General features: G+C 67.7%; 23 protein-coding genes and 1 pseudogene. 13 read left to right on the forward strand and 11 right to left on the reverse strand.

All coding sequences use genetic code 11. The features are described from left to right. Positions 1-88: 88 nt before the first annotated feature. Positions 89-1,095 (forward strand): annotated as a pseudogene (locus FKO37_RS11430) (aldo/keto reductase). Here the strand turns inward: FKO37_RS11430 and FKO37_RS11435 are convergent. Further along, positions 1,064-2,245 (reverse strand): winged helix DNA-binding domain-containing protein, encoded by a 1,182-nt coding sequence (locus tag FKO37_RS11435; protein ID WP_238604441.1) that lies wholly within the window; start codon positions 2,243-2,245, stop codon positions 1,064-1,066. The pseudogene FKO37_RS11430 and the gene FKO37_RS11435 overlap by 32 nt on opposite strands. Before the next feature lie 106 nt (positions 2,246-2,351). On the opposite strand from FKO37_RS11435, the gene FKO37_RS11440 reads away from it, so the two are divergent. Next, complete coding sequence (locus FKO37_RS11440) at positions 2,352-2,795, forward strand: VOC family protein (RefSeq protein WP_238604442.1); 444 nt, start codon at positions 2,352-2,354, stop codon at positions 2,793-2,795. A gap of 46 nt (positions 2,796-2,841) precedes the next feature. On the opposite strand, the gene FKO37_RS11445 is transcribed toward FKO37_RS11440, so the two are convergent. Continuing rightward, complete coding sequence (locus FKO37_RS11445; protein WP_238604443.1) at positions 2,842-4,272, reverse strand: FAD-binding oxidoreductase; 1,431 nt, start codon at positions 4,270-4,272, stop codon at positions 2,842-2,844. Positions 4,273-4,483: 211 nt separating this feature from the next. Between FKO37_RS11445 and FKO37_RS11450 the strand changes: the two genes are divergently transcribed. Both FKO37_RS11450 and FKO37_RS11455 read left to right on the forward strand, forming a co-directional pair. Then, positions 4,484-5,821, forward strand: coding sequence for an MFS transporter (locus FKO37_RS11450; RefSeq protein WP_238604444.1), 1,338 nt, complete (start codon positions 4,484-4,486; stop codon positions 5,819-5,821). Next, positions 5,818-7,398 (forward strand): carboxypeptidase-like regulatory domain-containing protein, encoded by a 1,581-nt coding sequence (locus FKO37_RS11455; RefSeq protein WP_238604445.1) that lies wholly within the window; start codon positions 5,818-5,820, stop codon positions 7,396-7,398. The genes FKO37_RS11450 and FKO37_RS11455 overlap by 4 nt, the downstream gene beginning before the upstream one ends. Here the strand turns inward: FKO37_RS11455 and FKO37_RS11460 are convergent. The 4 genes from FKO37_RS11460 to FKO37_RS11475 are packed head-to-tail and all read right to left on the reverse strand — an operon-like array spanning position 7,382 to position 10,998. Next, positions 7,382-8,494 (reverse strand): enolase C-terminal domain-like protein, encoded by a 1,113-nt coding sequence (locus FKO37_RS11460; RefSeq protein ID WP_308196522.1) that lies wholly within the window; start codon positions 8,492-8,494, stop codon positions 7,382-7,384. The genes FKO37_RS11455 and FKO37_RS11460 overlap by 17 nt on opposite strands. Beyond that, entirely contained in the window at positions 8,491-9,393 is a 903-nt protein-coding gene (locus tag FKO37_RS11465) for a dihydrodipicolinate synthase family protein (protein ID WP_238604447.1), read from the reverse strand. The genes FKO37_RS11460 and FKO37_RS11465 overlap by 4 nt, the downstream gene beginning before the upstream one ends. Then, on the reverse strand, positions 9,390-10,268 hold the full coding sequence (locus FKO37_RS11470; protein WP_238604448.1) for an amidohydrolase family protein: 879 nt from the start codon (positions 10,266-10,268) through the stop codon (positions 9,390-9,392). Before FKO37_RS11470 ends, FKO37_RS11465 begins: the two co-directional genes overlap by 4 nt. A gap of 4 nt (positions 10,269-10,272) precedes the next feature. Further along, positions 10,273-10,998 carry a creatininase family protein gene (locus tag FKO37_RS11475; RefSeq protein ID WP_238604449.1) on the reverse strand — a complete coding sequence of 242 codons (726 nt, stop codon included), beginning with the start codon at positions 10,996-10,998 and terminating at the stop codon, positions 10,273-10,275. A gap of 1,071 nt (positions 10,999-12,069) precedes the next feature. Between FKO37_RS11475 and FKO37_RS11480 the strand changes: the two genes are divergently transcribed. Next, the gene (locus tag FKO37_RS11480) at positions 12,070-12,507 is read left to right on the forward strand and encodes an SUKH-3 domain-containing protein (RefSeq protein WP_238604450.1); all 438 of its coding nucleotides are present in this window, start codon (positions 12,070-12,072) and stop codon (positions 12,505-12,507) included. Positions 12,508-12,563: 56 nt separating this feature from the next. On the opposite strand, the gene FKO37_RS11485 is transcribed toward FKO37_RS11480, so the two are convergent. Together FKO37_RS11485 and FKO37_RS11490 are read right to left on the reverse strand one after the other, a co-directional pair. Then, a complete protein-coding gene (locus FKO37_RS11485) occupies positions 12,564-13,346 on the reverse strand; it encodes an IclR family transcriptional regulator (RefSeq protein WP_238604451.1) in 783 nt (260 codons plus the stop codon). A 55-nt stretch (positions 13,347-13,401) separates the two neighbouring features. Then, positions 13,402-13,845: a MarR family winged helix-turn-helix transcriptional regulator gene (locus FKO37_RS11490; protein ID WP_238604452.1), complete on the reverse strand. Its 444-nt coding sequence runs from the start codon at positions 13,843-13,845 to the stop codon at positions 13,402-13,404. A gap of 79 nt (positions 13,846-13,924) precedes the next feature. On the opposite strand from FKO37_RS11490, the gene FKO37_RS11495 reads away from it, so the two are divergent. From FKO37_RS11495 to FKO37_RS11510, 4 genes are all read left to right on the forward strand, one after another. Continuing rightward, positions 13,925-15,160 (forward strand): amidohydrolase family protein, encoded by a 1,236-nt coding sequence (locus FKO37_RS11495; protein WP_238604453.1) that lies wholly within the window; start codon positions 13,925-13,927, stop codon positions 15,158-15,160. Beyond that, entirely contained in the window at positions 15,157-15,714 is a 558-nt protein-coding gene (locus FKO37_RS11500; protein ID WP_037816924.1) for a GNAT family N-acetyltransferase, read from the forward strand. Before FKO37_RS11495 ends, FKO37_RS11500 begins: the two co-directional genes overlap by 4 nt. 90 nt (positions 15,715-15,804) lie before the next feature. Next, positions 15,805-16,890, forward strand: a complete 1,086-nt coding sequence (locus FKO37_RS11505) for a sensor histidine kinase (protein ID WP_134667309.1) — start codon at positions 15,805-15,807, stop codon at positions 16,888-16,890. Then, positions 16,887-17,546 (forward strand): response regulator transcription factor, encoded by a 660-nt coding sequence (locus tag FKO37_RS11510; protein ID WP_238604454.1) that lies wholly within the window; start codon positions 16,887-16,889, stop codon positions 17,544-17,546. Before FKO37_RS11505 ends, FKO37_RS11510 begins: the two co-directional genes overlap by 4 nt. Here FKO37_RS11510 and FKO37_RS11515 read toward each other — a convergent pair. After that, on the reverse strand, positions 17,543-18,433 hold the full coding sequence (locus FKO37_RS11515; RefSeq protein WP_238604455.1) for an alpha/beta fold hydrolase: 891 nt from the start codon (positions 18,431-18,433) through the stop codon (positions 17,543-17,545). The genes FKO37_RS11510 and FKO37_RS11515 overlap by 4 nt on opposite strands. Before the next feature lie 105 nt (positions 18,434-18,538). On the opposite strand from FKO37_RS11515, the gene FKO37_RS11520 reads away from it, so the two are divergent. Further along, complete coding sequence (locus FKO37_RS11520; RefSeq protein WP_238604456.1) at positions 18,539-21,373, forward strand: BTAD domain-containing putative transcriptional regulator; 2,835 nt, start codon at positions 18,539-18,541, stop codon at positions 21,371-21,373. A 46-nt stretch (positions 21,374-21,419) separates the two neighbouring features. Here the strand turns inward: FKO37_RS11520 and FKO37_RS11525 are convergent, their stop codons facing one another. After that, positions 21,420-21,986: a YceI family protein gene (locus FKO37_RS11525; RefSeq protein ID WP_238604457.1), complete on the reverse strand. Its 567-nt coding sequence runs from the start codon at positions 21,984-21,986 to the stop codon at positions 21,420-21,422. Between the two features lie 20 nt (positions 21,987-22,006). Next, positions 22,007-22,336 (reverse strand): rhodanese-like domain-containing protein, encoded by a 330-nt coding sequence (locus FKO37_RS11530; protein WP_238604458.1) that lies wholly within the window; start codon positions 22,334-22,336, stop codon positions 22,007-22,009. 83 nt (positions 22,337-22,419) lie between these two features. Here FKO37_RS11530 and FKO37_RS11535 point away from each other — a divergent pair, with 83 nt between their 5' ends. The 3 genes from FKO37_RS11535 to FKO37_RS11545 all read left to right on the forward strand — a co-directional run bounded on the left by FKO37_RS11535 (position 22,420) and on the right by FKO37_RS11545 (position 24,983). Beyond that, positions 22,420-22,875 (forward strand): MarR family winged helix-turn-helix transcriptional regulator, encoded by a 456-nt coding sequence (locus FKO37_RS11535; RefSeq protein ID WP_238604459.1) that lies wholly within the window; start codon positions 22,420-22,422, stop codon positions 22,873-22,875. 212 nt (positions 22,876-23,087) lie between these two features. Next, complete coding sequence (locus FKO37_RS11540) at positions 23,088-23,831, forward strand: hypothetical protein (protein ID WP_081655249.1); 744 nt, start codon at positions 23,088-23,090, stop codon at positions 23,829-23,831. A 228-nt stretch (positions 23,832-24,059) separates the two neighbouring features. Next, entirely contained in the window at positions 24,060-24,983 is a 924-nt protein-coding gene (locus FKO37_RS11545) for a sensor histidine kinase (protein ID WP_037365766.1), read from the forward strand. Positions 24,984-25,339 lie beyond the last annotated feature (356 nt).

Here is a 25,339-nt window from a genome sequence, read left to right on the forward strand (position 1 = left end):
AGCACTTTCCCAGACTTCCCGCAGTAGCGGACACCGCCTGGCCGCTTCCCCTGCCACGGTGACCTTGCTCAGGAAAGGAAACCGGCACATGCAAATGCGGCTTTTGGGGCGGACCGGGATCAAGGTCAGCGCCTACTGCCTCGGCACGATGAAGTTCGGGCAGATCGGCAACCCCGATCACGGCGAGTGCGTCCGGATGGTGCACCGGGCGCTCGACGCGGGGATCAATTTCGTGGACACCGCTGACGTTTACGGGCCCGGTGGGGAGTCCGAGGAAATCCTCGGCGCGGCGTTGAAGGGCCGCCGCGACGACGTGGTCGTGGCCACGAAAGTCAACGGCTCGATGGGCCCGGGTCGCGGCGGGAGTTCGCGGCGCTGGATCGTCGCGGAGGTGGAACAGTCGTTGCGGCGCTTGCGAACCGACCACCTCGACCTGTACCAGCTTCATCACCCGACCCGGACACCGATCTGGAAGAAACCCTCTCCGCGCTCACCGATCTGGTGCGCAGCGGCAAGGTGCGCGCAGTCGGGTCCTCGAACTTCCCGGCGTCCGAGATCGTCGAAGCCCAGTGGGTGGCGCAACGCGCGGGGCTGGCCCGGCTGCGGACCGAGCAGCCGACGTATTCGCTGCTCAACCGCGGGATCGAGAGCGAAATCCTGCCGGTGTGCGACCGGTACGGCATGGGGGTCCTGGTGTGGAGCCCGCTCGCGATGGGACTGCTGACCGGCCGCTATCGGCCCGGCGGCGAGCGGCTCCGGGAAGCGCAGCTGCGGTTCGTGCCGCGGCACATGAGCGACGAGCGCAAGCACGCGGCGGTCGAGCAGTTCGCTCAGGTGGCCGACGAAGCCGGGCTTTCGCTGACGCATCTGGCGCTGGCGTTCGCGGTCAACCATCCCGCCGTGACGTCCGCGATCCTCGGCCCCCGGACGTTGCCGCAGCTCGACGACCTGCTGGCGGGTGCCGAGACCCGGCTGGACGACGATGTCCTGGACCGGATCGACGAGATCGTCGCGCCGGGCGCCGACGTGGGTCCGATCGACGTGTCGTACGTTCCGCCGGCGCTTACCGACCCGAAGCTCCGCCGCCGCGGCTAATCCGTCCCTGAACCATCGGCGGCACGTAACCGGTCGCGACCACCTCACCGTCGAACCAGGCGGTGAGTTTCGCGGCTTCCTCTTCCAACGCCGCCGCGGCAGCGAGGGACAACGGTTCGATCGGGACGACCGTCACCGTCCCGTCCGGCTGCTGCGTCCAGGTCCCGACGATCCGCCCGTTCCACCACGCGGTCGGACCGGCGTTGCCCGCGCCGTCGAAAAGGTGCGGGCCGTGGTCGCCGAGGTAGAAGTCGCGGCGGCGCCAGCCCATCGTCGTCGGGTCGAGGGTCGGGAGAAGGGCCGCCCAGTCCTGGTCGAGGCGGACCTCCTCGGCATCGTCGGGGTGCAGCCACGCCGGGGTGTCGTCCTCCAGCAGGGCGGGCGTCGCGCCGACGTCGTCCAGCGCCCGGCGGACCGCGGTTTTCGTCGCGCCGAGCCACCACACCAGGTCGTCCTCGGTCCCCGGCCCGAACGACCACAGCCAGCGCCGCACCAGTTCCTGGTAGCCCTCGCGTTCGTCCAGGACGCCTGGATCCTCGCCGAGCCACTGTTCGACCACCGTCCACACTGGACGCGAGACCTGCCAGCGTCCGGCGTTGTCCCCGCGGACTACCGAACCGCTCGACGCCAGCACGGAAAGCACCCGGGAGCCGACCGGGGCGAGCACCGCAGGCCGTCCCTCGGCGGCGATCCGCGCGTTCAGCAAGGGAATGCGATCACGCAACTGTGCGGTCGTGCCGGGTTCTTCGCGGATCGCCTGCAATGCCTCGGCGCACCGGTCGACGACCCACGCCGGACCGTCGTCGATTCCGGCGAGTTCGGCGTCTTTGGCCAGCCGTGCGGTCATCTGCTTCGCAACTCGGGCCGACGCACTTCCCCTTGCGGCGGCGAGCAAATCGACCGGAAACGCGAAGACGGTCCGGCGCATCGCCAACTGCCGCACCACCGTCCGCTTGCCGAACAGAGCGTCCGAAATGGACTCGCGGTCGGCGCGGGACCGGGCGTACGCGGACAGATAGATGCTGCTGGCCTCAGTCGCGTGCAAGCACGTGACCGCGCGGACGGCGGCCTCCACTCCGGACGCGGCGGTCGCCAACGCGTGCCGCAGCCCGATCCGGTCACGCCGCTCGGCGTCGGTCACCTTTCGCATGGTTTCGATCATGCCGGAAGTAGCGGTCACTGCCTGACCGCTACTGCTGCGAGTCTCGGTTCCAGCGCGGGAACGAGTCCGGCGCGGGAATCGAGGAGTCGAAATCATGGCAGTGCACGCCGTCGCCCACTTGAACTTCCGGGGCGAGGCCAGGGAGGCGCTCGAGTTTTACCGGTCGGTGTTCGGCGGGGAACTCCGGATCGCCACGTACGGCGACTTCGGCATGCCCCAGGACGCACCCGGCGCGGACCGCGTGGTGTTCGGTCAGGTGACGGGCGAGAACGGGTTCCAGGTGATGGCTTACGACGTGCCGGGCGTCGCGACCGCCGCCCCGGTCGGCGAGACCACCCGAGAGAACGGGATGACCATCACCACGGAGAAATTCTTCCTGTCCGTCAGCGGCGATTCCGTCGAGGTCGGCGAGTTCTGGAAGAAGCTGTCCGAGGACGCGACGGTCGTCGAGGCGTTCGGCCCGTCGCAGTGGGCCCCGGCGTTCGGGATGCTCCGGGACCGCTTCGGCGTCACCTGGATTCTGCAGGTCGCCGCGTAGCCCGCCGGTCTGCGGCCGGAGTCCTGCGCCGGCCGCAGACCGGCTTTCACACCGGGCGCGGCGAGAGACCCTGCTCGAACGCGAGCACCCCGCTCGGGTCGTACTTCGCCGCTGCCGCCCGGAGCGCCGGAAGGTTCACCCCGTAGTACGCGGTGGCCCAGTCTTGCTGGTCGTCGTTGATGTAGTTGACGTACGCGCCGCCGGTGGCGATCTCCGCCAGCCGTGCCTGAACGTCGTTCACCTCGTGCTTCGCGGTCTCCCGGTCGACGTCCGGGGCGGCGCTGAGGTAGACCTGCACGTCGCCGAAAACCCCGCGGTGGGCGAACGCGGTGTCGGTGGGCCGCACGTCGGAGACCGCCGCGTCGAGCGGGTTGATCTCCAGCGCGACCTTGGTCTCGCCGGTGACGAGCGCGCTCAGCCGCGCCGGATCGGCCTTCTTCGCCAGCACCCGGGAAGCGGCCATGAACCGGCGACGCTCCAGGCTTCCGGACCAGAAATCCATCGCACCCAGGTAGTCCGTCTCCTGGAAACCGCTGACCGTGCCCTTGACCCCGGCCCGGCGTTCCAGATCGGCGATGAGTTCGCGGGCCTGCTGTTCGCCGCCGAGGAGGCAGCCCGGGACGCCCGCCGCCGGGTTCGGGCCGCCGAGCACCGAGATGTTCGACCAGAATTCCCTTGGCGCGGCGGTGATCCAGTCCTGCCAGGCCCCGTAGACGTCGGTGCCGGAGCCCTCGGGGAAGTTCACCACGAACACGGTGACCCGCGGCGGCGCGGGAACCGTGCGGAAGGTGAACTCCGTGGTGACCCCGAAATTCCCGCCGCCACCGCCGGTGAGCGCCCAGCCGAGGTCCGAGCCCGGGTCGACCGAATGCACCCGGAAGTCGCGCGGCGTCACGACTTTCGCGCCTTCCAGGTGGTCGCAGGTGAGTCCGTACTTCCGCATCAGGACGCCGATCCCGCCGCCGAGCGCGAGCCCGGCGATGCCGACCGAACCGCACGTGCCGCCCGGCAACGCGCGTCCTTCGGCGGCGAGTGCGTGATAGACGTCGAGCAACCGCGTGCCCGCACCCACGACGGCGGTGCCGTTCCGGCGGACCTCGACGCGGTTCATCAGCTTGAGGTCCGCGACCAATCCGTTGCCCGGAGTGGAATAGGCGACGTAACTGTGCCCGCCGCTGCGGACCGCGAACTTGACGCTGTTTTCCGCGGCGAACTCGAGGCACTTCCGGACGTCGTCGGCGTCGGCGCACCGGGCGATCGCCGGCGGATAGCGATCGTCGTAGAGCAGGTTGAACGGCGGGCGGATTTCCGCGTAGCCGGCGTCGTTCCGCTGCAGCAGCGCGCCGCGCAGCCGCCTGCGCAACCTGGCCCAATCCGGCTCCTTTTCCGCTGCGTGGGCAACGGTTCCGGTCCCGGCGACGGCCGCGCCCGCCGCGACCGCGGACAACTGCAAAAGACGACGACGGCTCAACGTCATGGACGACCCCTCCACGGCTCGGCGGCCCGCGCGCACGAGAAGAAACCCGCCGGCCCGCCCCGAGATTCCCCTTGTCCGACGCCGCCAGCATAGACTAATCTTTCCGAAATAGAAGACGCATCTACGGTATTTCGAAAATGCGGGATTCGGGGGCGCTGGGGTCGAGGTCGACCGGCCTTGGTCCACCATCGGATCAGGAGGTGCGGGCGACATGGGCGCAGACCGCTCCGGCTCGGCAGGCTCGGCCCCGGCACGCTCGGCGCGCCGGTCCGCGGTGCTGGCTTCCAGCATCGGCACGCTGCTCGAGTACTACGACTATTACCTGTTCGGCCTGGCCGCCGCCGTCGTGTTCCCGGCCGTGTTCTTCCCGTCCGAGGACCCGCTCACCGGACAGCTGTCGTCGTTCGCCACCTTCGCCGTCGGGTTCGTGCTGCGCCCGGTCGGCGGCATCGTGATCGGGCACATCGCGGACCGGTTCGGCCGCAAGAAGGCCTTGATCCTCACCATCGTGCTGATGGGGATCGCCACGATTCTCATCGGGGCGCTTCCCGGATACCGCCAGATCGGCGTCGCGGCCCCGATTCTGCTGGTGATCCTGCGGCTGCTGCAGGGCTTTTCGACCGGCGGCGAAATGGGCGGCGCGATCTCGCTGGCCGTCGAGCACGCCCCGCCGCGCAAACGCGGTCTCTACGGGGCCCTGCTCCTTTCCGGGGCAGGCGTCGCGCTGCTCATTTCCTCCGGGCTGATGGCGTTGTTCGCGACGCTTCCCGACCGGGATTTCCTTGCCTGGGGCTGGCGGATCCCGTTCCTGCTCAGCTTCGTGCTGCTGGTCGCGGGCTTGATCATCCGGATGCGCGTAGGCGAAACGCCGGACTTCGAACGCGCACGCAAGAAGGACGCCGGCGCGCGCATTCCGCTGGTCGCTGTGCTGCGCCGGCCACGCAATTTGATCTACGGCGTTCTGTTCGGTTTCGCCAACAGCATCGGCGGCTACGTCATCACCACCTACGGCGCGTCGTATGTCAAAAAGGATCTCGGAATGCCCGCGTCCGTGGCGCTCACCGCGACCATGGTCGCCGCCGGCGCGCAGATCGTTCTCGCGCCGACGTGGGGTGCGTTGTCCGACCGGATCGGCCGGAAACCGGTGTTCCTCGGCGGCTGCATCGGGCTGGCCGTGGTGATCTTCCCGGTGTTCTGGTTGTTCGAGACGAAGAACCCGATCCTCGTGGCGGTCGCGATGGTGCTCGGCTTCTCGGTGTTCGTGATGGCGATGTCCGCGCTGTCCCAGACGATTCTGTCCGAACTGTTCGACACTCGCTCGCGTGTCACCGGCGTCAACCTGGGATATCAGCTGACTGCGGTGCTCGGCGGCGGATTCGCGCCGTACCTCAGCGCGTTGCTGGTCGGCGCGACCGGCGCGGTGTGGGGCGTCGGCATCTACGTCATCGCCGGTTGCCTGCTCAGCGCGATCGCGATGCTGCTGTTGCCCGAACGCGCCGGGCAACCGTTGCCGGAACCGGCCGTTGAACCGAAAGCCGCGACAGTATGACCTTGCTGGGATACGTCAGCGACGAACGCTATCTCGCGCTGCCCGATGTCGCGGTCGAGATCAACGCCGGCGATGCGCACTGGACCGCCCGCTCCACCGCGACCGGAGCGATCCACGCCGACGTTCCGCCCGGCAACTACCGCGTCACCCTCGCCAAGGACGGCTACGGCGCCAAACACGTCGACCTCGCGCTCGGAGCCGAACCGCACCAGTTCCGGCTGCTGTCCGACCAGATTTTCGGTTACCTGTGGCCGAAATGGGCCCGCAGCGGCGACGAAGGCGAATTCCGGATCCACAGCCCCGAGCCGTACCGCCTGAGCCTGTGGCGATACGGCGCGGTGGCCGAGGAGACCGCGCTGATCGGCTGGTTCGACGAACACGCGCCGCGCGCCACCGTTCAGGTCACTCCCGATGGCGACTACACGCAAACCGGCGTGCGGTTCAACGAAAAAGGATACGTCGATCCGTCCCACCGCCAGTACGTCACGGCTCCCGACCGCAGCGGCCTGTACTACTTCCACGTCGAAGGCGAATCCGGGGCCCGGTTTTCGTTTCCCTGGGTAGTCGCGCCACGCCAGCCGACCGCGCCGATCGCCGTCGTCGCGTCCACGAACACCTGGAACGCCTACAACAATTTCGGCGGCCGCAGCAATTACATCAACGCCTCCGGTCTCCCGTCCGCGCCAGTTTTGGTGCCCCGCTTGGAAATGCCCCGCTACCTGGAATCAAGCTTCAGCGAACACGCCCTGCCCGACGACGCGTACCCGCCGCTCTCCTTTGAACGCCCGGAACCGCTGAACCAGCTCAGCGCCGACGCCCAGCCGGAGGACCCGATCCGCGGCAGGCAACCGTGTCACCTGGCCGCCGCGGAATGGCGGCTGCTCAGCTGGCTGGAACGCAACGGCTACGAGTACGACCTCTACTCCGACGCGCACCTGCACGACGGCACTCTGCCGTTGGACAGCTACCGCACGTTGGTCCTGAGCACACATCCGGAGTATTGGTCCCGCGAGATGTACTCCGCGGTCTATTCCTGGGTGGATGACCGCGGCGGAAAACTGGCCAACTTCGGCGGCAACGTCGCGGACTGCGAAGTGGTGTTCTCTTCGGACGCACTGCGCTTCCGCACCCAGGCCGTCGAGTCCGGTGCGTATGAGAGCCGGATGCACCGCACGTTCCGGCCGACGTCGGAGCTGTTCGGCGTCGTGTTCACCAGCGCAGGCGCAATGACCGGAGCACCATACGAGGTCGTCGACCCCAGCCACTGGGCTTTCCGCGGCACCGGCTTGGACAAGGGAGATCTGTTCGGCGTCCGAAGCCTGCACGAACGGTGTCCAGGCGGCGCTTCCGGACACGAAACCGACAAGACCGGCCCGCACAGTCCACACGGGACTCACGTACTCGCCCGCGGTCTGAATCCTGGCGACGGCGGTGGTGAAATCGCTTGCTACACCACGGCCAGCGGCGGCGAGGTGTTCTCCGTCGGATCGATCGCCTGGACGTCCGCCGTGCTGGTAGACGACGGCGTCTCCGCAATCACGGCGAATGTCCTCGACCGGTTCACCGGACGCTCCTGAACCCGGCGGCGATATCGTCGGCCACCTCGACGCCGAGGCCGGGCGCGTCGCCGAGCCGCACGGTCTGGCCGTCGCTGTTCAACGGCGTCTTGAGGATGTCGCGCTCGTAGTAATGCGCGCCGATGATGTCAGACGGAATCCGGGCCGACAGCCCAGGTGCGGCACACGCCGCGTGGAGCTGGGCCGCCGCGCCAATGCCAAGCTCCCCATTGGAACCAAGCACGACGTCGAGCCCGAACGCGTTCGCGAGCTGCGCCATCGCCACCACTCGGCCCGGCCCGCCCGCTTTGCCGATGTACAGGCTGACCGCGTCCGCCGCTTCGGCCCGGATCACCGACACGAGGTCTTCCGTGCCGAACACGCTTTCATCGGCCACAATGGACAACCCGCGCCCGCGCAACTCCCGCATCCCAGCCAGATCGCCAGGTGCCACCGGCTGTTCGAGAAACGCCGGACCCTGGTCGCGCATCAACTGAATCGCCCGGGCAGCGTCCCCGAGCCGGTAGCCACCGTTCGCGTCCAGCCCGAGGAACGTGTCTGCTCCGACAAGCTTCCGTGCCTCCGCGAGCCGACGCGCGTCGTCTTCGGGATCGAAGCCAACCTTGAGCTTATAACTGCGAAATCCGGCCGCGAACGCTGCGTGGTAGACGTCATGGAGCCGTCGCCCGCTGCCGCTGAGCGAACATTTCACCGGCACCTCAGTCCTTAATGGACCCCCGAGCGCCACCGCGAGCGGGACTTCAAGCATGCGCGCGTACGCGTCCCACAGCGCCGTCGAAATCCCGGCTTTGGTGAACGGCGCACCGGCCACTGCCTCGTCCATGCGCCGCTCAAGATCAGCGACCGGAACGAGCAGCCGGCCGAGGATCGCCGGGGCAAGTGCCTTCTTGATGAGATACTCCGCCGTGCCAGCGTCCTCGCCGCTCCACTGGAGCGTCGCACTGACTTCGCCCAGCCCGGTCGCACCGTCCGAAGTGGTCACCCGGACCAGCAGGAAGTCGGAACGGTCATGCGTCCCGCGAGCCCCGGCGACGACCAGTTCCGGCCGGACGACCGGACTGATCGCGGTGACCTCGAGGTCGTCGACGGTGTTCACAGAAACTCGCGGAACTCGGCGAGAAACCGGTCGATCATCCGGATGTCCTCAGCGTCGAGCCGATGCGCGGGCGCGCGACAGTACGGACTGCCGAAGAACCCACGGCGTACGGAAATCAGTTTCTCCGCCGCGATAATCCGCTCGGTGTCCAGCATCCAGTAGGAAATGTAGGGCAGCAGCCGCCGATGCAACTCGTCGCCGCCCGCTTCGTCGCCGTCCTCGAACCGCCGCCAGATCTCGACGTAGATCTCGGTGAACGAACACCCCGGCTGCGTCCCGACCGCCCCGCGCCGGATCGCGTCCGGCAACTGCACGCCCGCATACCCCTCGACCGCCGGTATCGGCGGATCCCCGGCGGCCAGCTCGGCGATCAACGGTCCCGGCGGGCTGGATTCGACCTTGACCAGCTGCAGATTGGCATGCTTGGCGGCGATCTTGCGCAGCACATCCGCGTCAAGACTGGTCCCGGTCTCCTCGGGCGCGTACTGCAACACCACCGGAGTCGGCGCGACCGCGTCAAGCACCTCCCGGATGTGCTTGACCAGCGCTTTCCGGGACGGTTGCAGATAATGCGGCGGCAGAAGATTGATCAGGTCCGCCCCCGCGGCCACGACTTCCTTGGCCCGCTGCATCGCCAGCCGCGTCGCATGGTCCTGAACCGCGACAATGGCCAGGACATCCGCCCGCGGGTTCGTCTCCGCCAGCAACACCTCGGTCAGCGTGTGCCGCTCGTCCTCGGCCAACTTGTAGAACTCCGAGGCGAACCCAGGAAACATCACACTGCCGACCCCGGTCCCGAGCACCTGCCGGATAACCCGCCGGAAGCCGGAAACATCGATGTCGCCGTCGTCGGTGAAAGGCACCTCGAGAACGGGAGACACTCCGCGAATAGGCGTCATCGAATCCCCTTCTGAAGGCCGAGCGCGGCGACCGCGTCCGCGTGAATGATTCCCTCGATCAGTTCGGGCGAGATCTTCGGCAACGCGGTGCCCGCGACGATGTCGTTGACCCGCCGGATCCCGGCGATCGCCTCCGCGGTGGTGGCGATCGGAAAGTCCGAACCAAGCAACAGCTTGTGCGGCACGCCCCACTCCTGCGCCGCGAGCAGTGATTCGTAACAGACCCAAGGCCGGAGGTAAATCGAAGACACGTCCGCATACACGTGCGGATGCTTGCGGATGGTCACCACAGTCTCGCGTCCCCAGGGATGGCCCATGTGCGCCATGACGATCTGGAGCTCCGGGAACTGCAGCGCAACCTCGTCGGTGACCAGCGGATACGTGTACCGCAACGGTGCCTGCCGGATCGGCGACGCACCCTGATGAAACAAGATCGGCAACCCATGCCGCTCGCAGTAACCGTAGAACTCCAACGCTTTCGGACCCAGCGGATCGAAATTCTGATAATTGGGCCCGAGCTTCACCCCGACCAGCCCGAGCTCCCGGCACCGATCAGCCTCGTCGAACACGTCGGCCGCAGTGGGATTGACCGACATAAACCCGATCCGCCTCCCGGGGTCAGCCGTCACAAACGCCGCAGTAGCAGTATTGGTATCCTCCGCCCGATACGGCAGCCCAGTCGCCTCTTCCGGCTCCTCAACAGCAATGTTGAACACAATCGACAGATCGGCGACCTCGGTAGCTTTGTCGTAATCCGCCCAAGAATTCGTAGTGACCACAGCCCGGTCGGTCCGCCACCCTTCGTAAACGCGCCGCTCGTCCTCCGGCACCGCGGCCTGGTGGGTGGGAGTATGAGTGTGCACGTCCACGATCATGGCTTCACAACACCTCCGCCAGCTCGACGAACCGATCCGCGAGCCCGCTGGCGATCCTCTCGAACCACCGCCTGCCCCGATCCAAGGCAGCCAATTCAGGCCGGTCGGTATACCCGTCGATACTCAGCCAAACCCGCTCGGAATGAATGTCCACATCAGACACCCTGATTGTTGCGGGCAACTCCCTCGCCGCCGGTTCTTGCACCAGCTCCCCGCGAACCGCCATCATCATCGACGTCTCGAACTCACCAGCATGCCCAGGCACGATGTCCTCCGGCTCAAGGACCCGCCAGTAATCAGTGTGCGCCACCGCAAGCCCGTGCCGAGTCGACGCCGCACCAGCGAACGCATGACAGACGCCGACGTTGCCCCCGTGCCCGTTGACGATGACCAGCCGCCGCCCACCCTGCACCGCGATCGACCGGGCGAGGTCGTCGAGCACATGCAACAAGGTCTGCGGCGACAGCGAAAGTGTCCCGTTGAAGGGCAGATGATGATCGGAAGCCCCGTACGGAATGGTCGGCGCGAGCAACAACGCCCGCCCAGCCCGCGGTGCCGCCAACTCGGCCGCCCGCTCGCACACCGCAGCCGCGAGAAAGCCATCGGTCCCAGTAGGCAAGTGCGGCCCATGCTGCTCGGTCGCGCCGATGGACACCAGAACGAGCGCCTCGGAAAGCACCCCGCGCACCACGGCGCGGTCGGCCTCCGCCCAGCGCAACAGTGCGCCCACGACGTCTCCCCGATACTCCGGTTGGCCTATCTTCCGGTATTTCGTAGAAGTCTTCCTGATTCAGGAAGATAGTCGATCGGGGAGGGAGACGCAATGCCGTTGGCGTGGCGACAAGAAGCGGCCCGGCCGTAGATGCGGCCGGGCCGTGGTGGTGCGGACTTACCGGTCAACAGGATCCCGCAACACGCGCAACGCAGGCTCCGTTCCGTTGGCGGGGCGAGTGATGGCGAAAAGCCGCTCGCTGTCCGACGTCCAGGCGAGTCCTCGTGGGGCGAGGACGCCGTCGCTTGTCGCATCCAAGGTTCCCAGCGGCGCGCTGCCGCCCACCTTGTAGACGTAAACGTCTTCGCGCGGGTTGCGGACACCGCCCGCGAGGTATGTGCCGTCCGGCGACGCGGCGACGGAATTCGGGTACTGCCCGGTGTGATAAGCGCCGGCGCGGGTGAGGTCCTTGCTGTTGAAGGCTTCGACCGCGTCGCGCGATCCGGAGGCGGTGTAGATGGTCTTGCCGTCGGGGAGAGCGTGAGGTCGGCCAGATCGCTGCCGACGACCGCGCCTGACGCACGGGATTCGAGTTTGCCCGCGGTTACGGCATAAACGTAGACCGACGATTGGCTGAGTTCCGCTTGCCCCGCGACAAGCGGACCGGCAACGCCGACCCTCGCACCCATAGTCAGCTTGACCGGAATTGGCAAGGTTGGAAAAGCAGCGGCTGAGGTGCCAGGCGCACTGGAATCGGCGGGCCGCTGCGTCGGAGCTAGTGGGATTAGGGCTCTCCAGGAGTGCGACGCCCCGGGTGACAACGGCGGCAGTGGATCGGACGACTGGTCAGGTATGGATTGGTACAAGTGGAAACCCCAAGGTGTTCGTTCCTCGTGAACTCGCTGAACGGCTGCCGGGAGAGAGTCGCGAACCGTGGCAGGTGCGGAACTGCGGAGAGGTGGCGGCATGCTCGGCTGCAATTTCGCATGGTGCTAAGCTCGAGAATCTGGAAGTTGTATCCGTCCAGACGAACAATGGAATACTGAGACCGCCTTGTGAAAATTGCGCGCGTTGGCTGTATGGAGACAAATGAACGAGCGACCGTCGATCAAATTATTGCGAAAAGCTGGCTGGACCCCCGGTCGCGATGTGGACAACTCGGAGGATTTGCGTTCCTTGGCCGAGGCTGGCCTGGAGGTGTTCCCTGCTGCCGCTAGTTTTCTTCGGGAGTATTCGGGTATTAGCATGCAATGGAAGAGGAGCAGCGGATTTCCAGATGAGATGCGGTTCTCCGCGGCCCGCGTGCTCGAGAGCTTCGACCCAAGGTGGGTTGCGAGCTACGCTGATCGCGCGAAAACAGCCCTGGTCCCGGTCGGGGAGGCCAGTAATGGATATCTGGTCCTTTTGCTCGGAAGGAATGGCCACTGGTTTGGCGGGTTCGATGATGCGTTCGGCGAGCTCGGCGGGGACGTTTTGACGTGCATCGATCGCTTGGTCGCCGAGAATAAGTTCATGCGAGAGCTGTGATGACAGCTAGCTCGGCGCAAGCGACTGGCCTGTGCGGTCAACGCTAACGGGTGCCGTCACACCGCAAACCCCAACCGCCGTGAGACCTCCTGTCCAACCTGCACCACCCCACGCACCGCGGCCTTCCTCTTCTCTCCAACCAACTGCCGCGCAAACCCCGTCACTCCAACGGCCCCCGCCACAGCCCCCTCGGCGTCGAAGAACGGCGCAGCGAGGCAGGCGATCTCAGCTTGCTCCTCCTCGCTCTCAATCGCATACCCATCCGCCCGCACCTTCGCCAGCAACGCCAGAAACCGACCCGCATCCGGAGCCGCAGCCTTGGGCCCAACCCCGCGCGAAAGGCGAGACAGCAACGGCTTCAGCTCAGCCTCCGGAAGATGCGCCGCGATAGCCCGACCCAGGGCGGTCAGATCGAACGGCGCGACCTTCCCCCGATAAGTGTCGAACTGGACGAACCCAGGCGTGGATGCCTTGGCGACATAAACCACCGAAGCGTCCTCCAAGATCCCCACATGCGCGGGCATCCCTAGGCTCTCCGCAAGACGTCGCAGGTCGGCTTGAACGAGGGAAGGCAGGTCGACCTTTCGCACCAGTTCGATGGCCAAACCGTAAAGCCGCAGGGTGGGACGCCAGAAGTGGCTTCGGCCGACAACTCGCCGCACGGCATACCCCCGCTGCTCCAGCGTGTACGCGATCGACGCGCAGGTGGCGAGCGGCACCCCGGCGGTCTTCGCGAGGGCGGTCAGCGTCAGCGGCTCCTCGGCCCGCGCTAGGGCTTCCAGCACGGTCAGCGTCCGGTCCGCGGCCGGCGACGCTGCTTTGCCCGATGCGTCGCTCATCCGGCATCAACCTTTCGGATACCTGTAGTCATCTTCGGAACACGGTAGCGTCCGGTCAGCCGGCTGGCTCGATTCGCGCGATGGTCTCTTCGGCCCATGATCGGATGGTGTCGGCCTGGTCGGGGGTCAATTCGTCGAGGAAATGGCGGCGAATGTTGCTGCCGTGCACCACCAACGCCTCCTGGATGACCGAGCGGCCATGTGCGGTGAGGGCGATTCCGGTGCGCCGTCCGCTGGGGCCGCTGCGGGTCGGGGCGACCAGGTCGCGCGACTCCATCCGCGTCAGCTGGTGCGAGACCCGGCTCTTCTCCCAGCCGAGCGCCTCGACCAGGTCGGCGACGCGCGTTTCGTGGCCGGGCGTGCGCCAGAGGGTCACCAAGACACTGAACTCGGCCTTCGAGATGCCGCAGTCACGCTGCAGTCCGCGATCCAGTTCGCGGGTGAGCAGGCGTTGTGCGTGCACCCAGGCGTTCCACAGCTCCCAGTCGTCGGGGGTCATGAACCGGAAGCGTACCCGGGGAGTTGACTCATCAACTCCAGCGGCTCTAGAGTTGATGTATCAACTTTGGGGAGGGTTCATGCGGACATTGCTCCAGAACGGGACCGTGGTCAGTCTTGACCCGGCGATCGGGGATCTCCCGCGCGGGGACGTGCTCATCGAGGACGGGCGGATCGCGGCGGTCGGGCCCTCGATCCAGGCCGACGCCCAGGTCGTGGACGCCTCGGGCAAGATCGTCCTGCCGGGATTCGTGGACACCCATCGGCACACCTGGCAGACGGCGTTCCGCGGGCTCGGCGCGGACTGGACGTTCGCCGAATACCGCGAGGTCATGCACGAACGGCTCCGGCCCCACTACCTGCCGGAGGACGTGTATCTCGGCAACCTGCTGGGGCGGCTCGAAGCGCTGAACTCGGGCGTGACGACGATGCTCGACTGGTTCCACTGCTCCGACCGGCCGGAGCACGCCGACGCGGCGATCGACGCGCTCCAGGAGGCTCCTGGGAGATCCATCTTTTGCTACAGCGCGATGGACCCAGCCGACACCGTCCGCGTGCGGAAGCGGCTAACCGGCGACGAAATGGCCTTCGGGTTGCGTGGGCCGATGCTGACCACAATGGACACGACGGCCGCCGACGTCGCGTTGGCGCGGGAACTCGGCCTCAGGGTGAGCGTGCACATCCACCGCGCGGCCGGTGACTCGATTCCCGAAATGCGCGAACGAAAACTGCTTGACGACCGGACGACGATAGTTCACGGCAACGGTCTCACCGACGCACAGCTGGCGATCCTCGCGGACGCGGGCTGTTCGGTGACGGTCAGCCCGGACGTCGAGCTGAAGATGGGGATGGGATGGCCGGATACCGGACGGTTGCTGGCGGCTGGGATCCGGCCATCATTGTCCATTGACGACTGTCCGTCTGTAGGGGGCGACATGTTTTCGGCTATGCGTACGGCGTTTGCCGCGCAGCGCGGTCTCGACGGCGGTCTTGTCGCGCGCGACCTGCTCGAGTTCGCCACTGTGGACGGTGCCCGTACCTGCGGGCGTGGTGACCGGGCGGGCAGTATCAGTGTCGGGAAAAACGCGGATCTGGTGCTCATCGACGCGGAGGATCTGTCGGTGTTCCCGGTCAACGACGCGGTGTCCACAGTGGTCACAGCTGCGCATCCAGGCGTGGTCGACAGCGTCTTCGTCGGGGGCAAGGCGGTCAAGCGGGACGGCCGGTTGCTGGGAGTGGATGTGCCGAAGCTCAGGACCAGGCTGCTGGAATCTCGCGACCGGATCGCGGCGGCGGCCGGATTGGTGGTCGGGTGATAGTTCTGGAGACGGATCGGTTGCTGCTGCGGCGGTTCACCGAATCCGACTTAGACAATCTGGTGCAGCTCGACAGCGACCCGCAAGTGATGCGGTTTCTCACCGGCGAGCCGACGCCTCGCGCCGAGATCGAACAAAAGGTGCTGCCCGGAATTCTCGCCGATTACGAACGCGGACCAGCCGGGCGATGGGCGGCGATCGAAAAGGCGACCGGCGAGTTCATCGGCTGGATTTCCTTGCAGCCGCCGGAAGACGGCAGTACGACGGAGCTGGAACTCGGCTACCGGCTGCGGGCGAAGGCCTGGGGTCGCGGGTATGCGACGGAAGGCTCCCGGGCGGCGATCCACAAAGGATTCACCGAGCTCGGCACGCGGCGGGTGTGGGCGCAGACGATGGCGGTGAACACTCCGTCGCGGCGGGTGATGGAGCGGTCCGGGCTGAAGTACGTCCGCACCTTCCACCTGCACTTCGACGATCCATTGCCAGGCACGGAACACGGTGAGGTCGAGTACGCGTTGACCCGCGAAGAATGGGTGGCCAACGGCCGGGGCTGAGCGCGGTGCAGGGGCAACACTCGTGCCCTGCCGTCCATACCGCCGGGTGAGCACGTACGACATCCTTTTCGTCCGGAATACACTCGCCGGGTGATCAACCTCCTGCGGGTCTCGCGGGCTCGGCACGCGGTGTGGTTCCCCCTGCTCGGGCTGGTGTTGTTCGCCGGATCGCTGCTGCCGTCCCTGCAGACGTTCGGCACGCAGTTCGGCGGGCTGCCGTCGCGGCCGTTCGACGCGCTGGCCGTCGGAGCGGTCGCGTTGCAGTCGTTGTCGCTCGCCGGGTGCCGCCGATGGCCGATCGCGGTGCTCGCGCTGGTGTCGGCCGGGTTCGCGATCGACCAGTTGTGCGGTTACCACTCGTTCGCGGGCTCGGCGTTGCCGGTCGCGGTGCTCAACGCCGGCTGGCGGGCGGATCGGGGACGGCGCGCGGCGGCGATCGGGTTCACCGTGGCATATCTGCTGTTCGTGGCCGCGTTTCCGCTGCGTGGCGGCGGGGAATCGGCGGCGGGAGTGGCCGCGTTCTACCTGTCGCTGGTCGTCGTGTGGGGGATCGGGGCGTGGCTGCGCTCCACCCGCGCCGCGGAGGCCGAACGGCGCCGCCGGGTCGCCGAGGAAACGCGCGCGGCGGAGCGGGCGCGGATCGCTCGCGAGCTGCACGACGTCGTGACCCATCACGTGACCGCGATGGTCGTGCAGACCGAATCCGCGCGGTATCTCACCGGCGAGCGGCTCGACCAGACCCTCGCCACGGTCAGCGGCACCGGCCGCCAAGCCATCGCTGAGCTGCGGAATCTGCTCGACGTGCTCAACCCCGGCGCCCAGCCCGCCCTCGGGCTCGACACGCTGGTCGAGCAGACGCGGCGAGCCGGGCAGCCGGTGGAGTTCACCGAGGTAGGCGCGCCCGCGAACTCGGAGGTGGCGTACCGGGTCGTGCAGGAAGCGCTGACCAACGCCCTCAAACACGCGCCCGGCAGCCCGACTTCGGTTGAGGTCCGGCACGGCGAGGAGGACATCACCGTGGAAGTCCGCACCGAGAGCGAGGTCGACCTGGCGGTCGGCGGCAGCGGGCGCGGGCTGGCGGGGCTCCGCGATCGGGTCGGCGACGTCGGGGGAGACTTCGCCGCGGGGCGCGGCGAAAGCGGCGGGTTCTGCGTCCGGGCCCGGATTCCGGCGTGAGCGCGCCGTTGCGGGTCCTCGTCGCCGACGACCAGGTGCTGGTCCGCACTGGGCTGGTGACGATCATCGACGCGCAGCCGGACCTGGAGGTCGCGGGCGAATGCGGCGACGGGCAGGCCGCGGTCGAGCTGGCTCGCGAGCTGAGCCCGGACGTCGTCGTGATGGACGTGCGGATGCCGGTGCTCGACGGCATCACCGCGACCCGTCTGCTGGCCGGCTCCGACGTCGCGGCACCGGTGAAAGTGCTGGTGGTGACCAACTTCAACCTCGACGAGAACGTCTACCAGGCGTTGCGCGCCGGGGCTTCCGGGTTCCTGCTCAAGGACGCTCCGCCGGACCAGCTGCTGCACGGGATCCGGACCGTCGCGTCCGGCGCGGCGCTGCTCGACCCCGAGGTGACGCGCCAGCTCGTCGGCCGGTACGCCACCCGGATCCGCCCCGCTGCCGCGGACCCGGGCGACCTCCCGCTGGCCCCGCGCGAGCTGGAAGTCCTCCGCCTGGTCGCGGAAGGCCTTTCCAACAGCGAAATCGCCGCGGCGCTCGTGCTCAGCCAGGAGACCGTGAAGACTTACGTTTCGCGCATGCTCGCCAAACTCGGCGTCCGCGACCGGGTGCAGGCGGTCGTTTACGCTTATCGGCACGGAGTGGTCGATTAACCCGCGACTCGCGCGGCGACGTCCTCGATTTCCCGCACGGCGACGTCCGGCTGATCCTGGTAAATGTAATGCCCGCTGGTTTTCGCGACGGTCAGTTCGCTGCGGCTGGAAAGCGCGAGCCACTTCACCTGGCCCTCGGTCCACGCCCGTTCCAATCCCGGACCGTACTGCGGCAGTTGCGCGAGATATTCCTTCCCGTGCTTGATCACCTCGACCGGAATGTCCCCGGCGGATTTCACGTCCGCGTCGGCGACGACCAGTTTTTCCGGGCTTTCGCCGTTGAAGACCGCCAGGGTCTGCGCGCGGAGATCGGCCGCGTCCCCGGTGGCGTCGGCGGGGATTTCCTTGGTCAGGTCCGCGCCCTGGGTCGGCGAGGTGGCGTCCATCAGCACCAGGCCCTTGACCTTGTCCTGGTGGTCCGGGGCGTAGCGGGCGGCGATCAGCCCGCCGAGCGAATGCCCGGCCAGCACGACCGGCGAATCCGCGGCGAGCTGGCCGAGGACGCCGGTCAGCACCTTTCCGGTGGTCTCGAACGTCTGCCGGTCGGCGGGCTGATCGCTGCCGCCCGCGCCGAGCCGGTCGTAGGAGCACACCCGGTTCTTCTTGCCCAGCGTTTCCTGCAGACTGGCGAATTTGTCCAGCGCGTCGCCGCCTCCGTGCAGCAGAACGACGACTGGCTTGCCTTTCTCGAGCGTTCCCGAACACGATACGTTCACCGATTTGCCGTCCACGGTGATTTTCTTCGCGCCGGTGAACGCGGCCTGGCTGACCGGTGCGCTGCTCGGTGCCGAATCCGCTTCTGTTTCCTCGTCGCATCCCGCCAGAAGCAGACAGGCCGCGATCACCGCCGCGGTTCCCCCGGCCTTGTGCATCGAATACCCCTTCATGGCGGAAAACGCTACTGATCCGGTCGGGCGAAAACGTCCCCGCGCGGTGGACACCTGCGGGTAGCTCTCCTGGGGGACACCGGCGAGCTGCTTTAAACTCTCGGTATGTCGTCGGGTGCCGTGCGAACCGGCCGGGGAGGGGCGGAGCGCGAGCCCGGGTCCCGGCTGGAGTTCGCGGTGCTCGGGCCGGTCCGCGGCTGGTACGGCGGGCAGCCGCTGGAACTCGGGCCGGTGCTGCGGACGACGATGCTGGTCGCGCTCCTGCTGCGGCCGGACGTCACGGTCAGCCGGGCCGAACTGGTCGACCGGGTGTGGGGCGAGCATCCGCCTGAGAGCGACGGCGTGCCCGGCTACATCTATCAGCTGCGGAAATCCCTGGCCGCGGCCGGTGCGGACGCGAAATCCGTGCTCCGGACCGATCCGGGCGGGTACCGCTTCGCCGGGGCCGGCGTCGGGGTGGACGCGGTGCGGGTCGACGAGATCGCCGCCCAAGCCAAGAAAGCCGCCGCAGCTGGCTCGCTCGCCGCGGCCGCCGACGGGTACGGGCAGGCGCTGGCGTTCTACGAGGGCGTTCCGCTGGCCGGACTGCCCGGCCCTTTCGCCGAACGGGAGCGAAGGCGGTTCGTCGAACGCCGCGTCGGGCTGGTCGAGGGCCGGACGGACGCGTTGATCCGGCTGGGCGACTACGCGTCGGCGATCGGCGAGGTGACGGCGCTGCTCGCCGAGCATCCGGACCGCGAACCGCTGACCGGCCTGCTCATGCGGGCCCTTTACGGGGCCGGCCGGCAGAGCGACGCGCTCGACACCTGGCGCGAGTTCCGCGTCCGGATGCGTGATGAGCTGGGGCTGGAACCCAGCGAAGATCTGCGTCGCGTGCACGAGGCGGTGCTGCGCGGCGATGACGGAGCGCTCGGCGTCGCGGCACGGCCAGCCACGGCACCCAGGATCCGGGACGAGCTTCCGCACGACGTCGGGGAACTGTCCGGCCGCGACGACGAACTCACCCGGCTCGTCGCGCCCGGAAGCGCAGTGTCCGCAGTGGACGGAGTGCCCGGGTCTGGGAAAACGGCGTTGGCGGTGCGCGCGGCCCAACTGCTGCGCGAGGAACATCCTGACGGCTGCCTGTTCGTCGCACTGCACGGGCACAGCACCAGCCGCGCTCCGCTCACGCCGGTGCGGGTGGTGCGCCGATTGCTGCGCTCGGCGGGCGTCAACGAGCAGAACATTCCGGATGACCTGGACGAATTGTCCGCGAACTGGCGCGCCGCCACCGCTCCGCTGCGCCTGGTTCTGGTGCTGGACGACGCGATCAGCGCCGAGCAGGTCCGCCCGCTGCTGCCCGGCGGAACCGGAAACCGGGTGCTGATCACCAGCCGTCGCCGACTGCCCGGTTTGGACGTTGAACGCCGGATTTCCCTGGGCCCCTTGACTTCCGACGCCGCCGCGGGCTTGCTGGGCCGGATCGTCGGCCCGGCGCGGGCGAGCCAGGAACGCGCGGCCGTGCGCGAACTGGCCAGCCTGTGCGGACGTCTTCCGCTCGCCCTGCGCATCGCGGGCGCCCGGCTGCAAAACCGTCCGATGTGGACCTTCCGCGACCTGGCGGACCGGCTCGCCGACGACACTGACCGGCTCGGCGAACTGACCGCGGAGGAACGCAGCGTCGAGGCCGCGTTCCGGCTTTCCTATGACCAGCTTCCGCCTAAAACTCAACGTGCCTTCCGCACCCTGGGCCGCGCGCCCGCGCCTGAATTCGACGAACTCGTCCTCGCCGCGATGCTCGGCTGTCCCCGGCGCGAGGCGGAAAGCGTGCTCGAAGACTTGGTCGACGCGAACCTGGTGCAAGCGCCCGCCGCGGGCCGGTACCGGATGCACGACCTGGTCGCCGTCTACGCGCGCCGCCTCGCCGCGGACGAACCCGACGTCGCGAGCGGACTAGGTGTCTACCTGCACGCCTGCCGCGCCGCGAGCGAATGGGGCGAACCTGGTTTCCCCAGCGGCCCGGCACCCACCGACTCGCCTTTCACGGGACTCGTCGACGCGTCGGCGTGGCTGGACCAGGCGGGCGACCTGGTGGAAGTCGTCTCGTCCGCAGTCGCCGCGGGCCATCCGGACTACGCGTGCTGGATCGCCGAAGGAGCCGTCGACTACCTCGTGCGCCGCATCCGGTACCGGGAATGCGTTGCCCTGCTGGAAGTTGCTCTGTCCGAAGTAGACAACGTGGCGGATCAGCGGATGAGGACGGCACTGCGGTTCGGACTCGGCTGGGCATACCTCGGGCTGGGCGATCCCGTCCAGGCGAGGGAATGGTGCGAGGAAGGCCTGCGGATCAGCCGGGAAAACGGCGACCGGCGAGAAACCGCACGGGGCTTGTGCGGACTGGGAATGGTCACGATGTTCGCCGGACCGCTGGACGAAGCGGAACAAGTGCTGACCGAGGCCCGGACACTGGCCGAGGAAGTGGCGGACAGCTGGTTAGTCGAACGTGCGGTTTCGGGCCTAGGGTATGTGCACTTCAAGCACGGCGAATACGAACGCTCGCTCGTCCGTTTCGCCGAATCGCGAGAAGTCGCGGTCGCAACGGGAAATCCGGCGATGCTTGGCCGGGCATCCAGCCACATCGGCAGCGTCCGCCTGCATCTGGGCCGCCCAGACGCGGCGGAACCCTTGCGCGAGGCAGTCGAATTGGCTGAGCGACTCGACGACCGGTTGTTACTGGTGAGTTCGCTTTCGCGGCTCGGTTCTGCGGAACAGGAATTGGGGAATCTGGATCTCGCACTCTCGTATCATCTGCGGGCACTGAGCGCGTTGACCGATCAGATGTCGCCGTGGGCAGAGATCGAAGTCCGAAACCGGCTTGGGGCTTGCCGCCAGGCGAGAGGCGAGGAGGCAGCGGCGCGGGAACAGTTCGCTCTCGCTGCGGTCCTCACTGAGGCGAACTGAGCGGCCGGGTTGGCGCGGCGGCCAACCCGGCCGGTCCACTGTCCACTCAGGAAGCGCGAATCGCCTCGATCTCAAGGACGAGTTCGATTTCCTTCGAGACCAGCAGGCCTCCCGATTCCAGGACCATGTTCCAGACCAGCCCCCAATCCTCGCGGTTGATTTTGCCGCGAGCGGAGAACACCGCGCGGTCGTTCCCCCACGGATCGCGCGCGTGCCCGAGATACTCCACGGCGAGGGTGACCGGACGCGTAACGCCCTTGATGGTCAGGTCTCCGACCATGGTCGCCTCGGTGCCGGTCACGGTGACCGAGGTCGATTCGAAAGTGGCCCGCGGATGCTGTTCCACGTCAAAGAAATCGCCGGAACGCAGATGGTCGTCCCGGGTCTGATCTCCACTGTCCACAGTGGCCATTTCGATGACCGCGCGCACCGTGGTGTCCTCGATCTTCTCGCCGATTTCCACCGTGGCGTCCACCCCGGTGAACCGGCCGCGGACCTTGGTCAGCAGGAAATGTCTGCCCACGAAACCGACCTCGGCGTGCCCGGGGTCGACGTTCCAGGTCCCCGCGGCGGGAAGTTCCGTTCCGGCGACCACGCGGGTTGCGTCTGTCATGGCGTTTCCGTCCTTTGCTCTCAACGGCCGGATTCGGTCGGCAGTCCGGCCGCGATCCAGTCGGCTTTGCCCTCGTCGTAGTCGAAGACCTGGGTGTATCCGAGTTCCGCCAAATGCTTCGCGAAGGTGGCGGAGTTCTGGCAAGGGGAGTCGGCGCAGTAGACGATCACCGCGGAGTCCTTGTGCGGCAACAAGGTCGGCGCGAGTTGCTCGACGTCGTCGACCGGCAGGTTGAGCGCGCCGGGCAGATGCGCCTTCGCGTAGTAGTCGGCGGGCAGCGCCTCGACGACGATCGCCGATCCCGCGTCGATGTGTTTCTTGACCTCGTCGCGCGTGATGGGTTCGACCATCGGTGCCTCCTCAGGATTTAAGTGCGTACGCACGCACTTTACTCATTAAGTGCGCCCGCACGCAATGACCTACACTGGGAGGCGTGAGCGACCCGAAGATCGGCCTGGACGCGTGGCGGGCGATGCTGCTCGCGCACAGCGCCGCGGTGCGAGCCATCGAAACCGACGTGCAGCGGGGCGGGACCGTGCCCCTGGCCTGGTACGACGTCCTGCTGGAACTGAACGCGGCCGGAAAGAAGGGGCTGCGGATGGCGGAGGTCGCCGAACGCGTGGTGCTCAGCCGGACGCGGGTGAGCAGGCTGGTCGACGAGATGGTCCGTGCCGAGCTGGTGACGAAGCGCCCGGAGCCGGACGACCGCCGGGTCAGCTGGGCGGTGATCACCGACGAGGGCGTCCGCGCGCTGCGCAAGACCGCGCCGGTCTACCTGGAGAGCATCGAGCGGCATTTCTCGGCGCACCTCAGCGATGAGGAAGCCGCGGTGATCGGGAAGGCGTTGCTGCGGGTCGCCGAAAGCGGGAAGCCTGGGCTAGCGAAATAGCGGCCGGGCACCGTGGTGAGGGAGTCCCTGCGGTTCAGGAGCCACCTGACATCGGCCGAGAGAGGCCTGTCGTCAGAAGCCGGAAAAAGAAGTGAAGAAGATGTGCCCTCGGCAGGACTGCCCAAGGATGGGAACGGGGCTGACCAGGAGGTTCTCGCCGGGACGTTGGTGGTGGAGGCCACCTTCGGACTCAGGTCCGCGAGGAGTTCGTCGTGAGTGCCAATTCGCGAACGGTGGCGCAGTTTGTCACGGTCACCATGGGATCAGTCGTTGGACTCACGTTCACGTTCGGCTTCGGGAATGTCTTGACTTTGGCGCTGAAGCTGCAGGTTCCAGTGTTCGTGGCCCCGCTGGTGGCGCCCGCTGTCGACCTGACCGTCCTTGGGTTGCTGGTGGGTACGCGGCATCTGGCGTTGTCGGGCGTTGGCGACGACGTGCTGCGCCCGGCGCGTCGCCTGCTGCTGGCCGCGAGTGTGGTGACTCTGCTGTTGAATGTCGCTGATCCGGTATGTGCTGGTCAATGGGGCAGAGCAGCGTTCGACTCGGTAGGCCCGCTGCTCCTGGTCGGCTGGGCTGAGGCTGGCCCCGGCCTGCTTCGGGCGTTGAGCGCTGCCAGCACCGGTGCCGGATCAGCGTGGTTGCCCGGGTCTTGCGCTGTGGGCCACCGGGATGAAGGCGTGGAGCGGGCGATGTGCGAGCCGTTGGCGCCGGACAGCCGGGAGCGGCTGGGGGCCGCGGCCGGGGGCGCTGGTGATCTTGACGGGGAGTTGGTGGAGCGGGCCCGTCGGGCCGATGCTGAGCACTGGCGACTGCACAGGCGTCCGATTTCTGCGGAGACGTTGCGGAAGGAGCTTCGAGTCGGGGCGACGACATCGCGGGCATTGGTGGCGATGGTTCGTCTGGGGAACGCGTCGGCACTGGGGAAAGGGTATGCGGGCGACGCGCACGGTGCTTAGGTGTCGCCTGCCGGGACCTCACCTCAACCATCGCTAGAGCTCAAAGTGCCGAACCGGGGCCAATTCGGCTTGCCGAAATGACCGGCACGTTCGCTTCGACCGTGCGTCGACCTGGCAGGGAGGGATAGCGTTGGGCATAGTGACCCGAGCTTGCCGGCAGGGTGGCGGCGGTGAGGAAGTGATCGTGATGCGCTCGGAGGAATCGTCGTTGCCCGCGCGGCGTCCGTGATGCGGGCCCGAGCGTTCCTGCATCCGGCGCTGTTCTACCGGGGTGCCGCCGAGTTCTTGGCGGGCGTCGTCCCGTTCGTCCGGGACGGGCTGGCCGCGGACGAGCCAGCAGCGGTCGCCGCGCCGCCGGAGCACGTGGACCTGGTGCGGGCCGAGCTGGGTGCGGACGCGGATCGGGCGCTGCTGGTCGACATGACCGAGGCAGGCCGCAACCCGGGGCGGATCATTCCGGGCGTGCTGCGCGCGTTCGCCGACGCGCATCCGGACGAGCATGTGCGGATCGTCGGGGAGCCGGTCTGGGCGGGCCGGTCGTCGGCGGAGTATCCGGCGTGCGCTCAGCACGAGGCGTTGATCAACCTGGCTTTCCATGGCCGGTGGGCGACCATCCTGTGTCCTTACGACGCCGAAGCGCTGGGCGCGACCGAGCTGGCGGATGCTCTCCGGACGCATCCCTGGCTGATCGAGGGCGCGGGGGAGTGGCGCGAGAGCGGCGATTACGCGCCCGACGCGGTGGTCGCCGACTACAACCGTGAGCTGCCGCCGCCGCTCGGCGCGCGGTCCTTTGCCGTCGCCGAACCCGATCTTGGCGACCTCCGTCTGGTGACGGCAGAGACGGCGCGGCGGCACGGCCTGCCCGAGGACCGGGTCGAGGACGCGGTGATGGCGGTGTCGGAGCTGGCGGTCAACAGCGTGGAGCACGGCAGCGGATCCGCGGTGGTGCGGCTGGGGTTCGCGGACGGCGAACTGGTGTGCCAGGTCCGGGACGAGGGGTGGCTGGCGGATCCGATGGCCGGCCGCCTCCCGGCTCCGCCGGACCAGGTCCGCGGCCGCGGATTGCTGCTGGTGAACCATCTCGCGGACCTGGTGCGGATGCACTCCGACCCGGCCGGGTCGACGGTCGAGGCCCGGTTCGCCGCCGGGTGACCGAGGGTCGCGGGCGGCTGTGCGTGCCTGCCGGAGGACGGCACCCGGACCGGACTGGTGAAGGCTGTGCGGGCGACCGCGGCGGCTGGCGACATCGGGAAAGCGGCCGGGGCGCTGCGCGACGGGGGCTCGCTGACCCTCCGATCGAAACGGTCTTCGTCCTCGGCGTCGACGCCGAGTCCCGGCTGTCGTCTCCCGCGTCGTCCGGGCGAAGGGACGCCCGCTCTCGGATCCGGGTCAGTCACGAGAAGAAACCCGGCCAGGGCCACCGGAATTGATTCTTGTGCTTTTCGGCTGCGGCGGGTTCACCGCTGAATACCGGGGGAGAAGAGGTCTGAAGCCCGGCATGGAACAGA

This window comes from Amycolatopsis sp. Poz14 (assembly GCF_006704225.1).
GTDB lineage: Bacteria > Actinomycetota > Actinomycetes > Mycobacteriales > Pseudonocardiaceae > Amycolatopsis > Amycolatopsis nivea.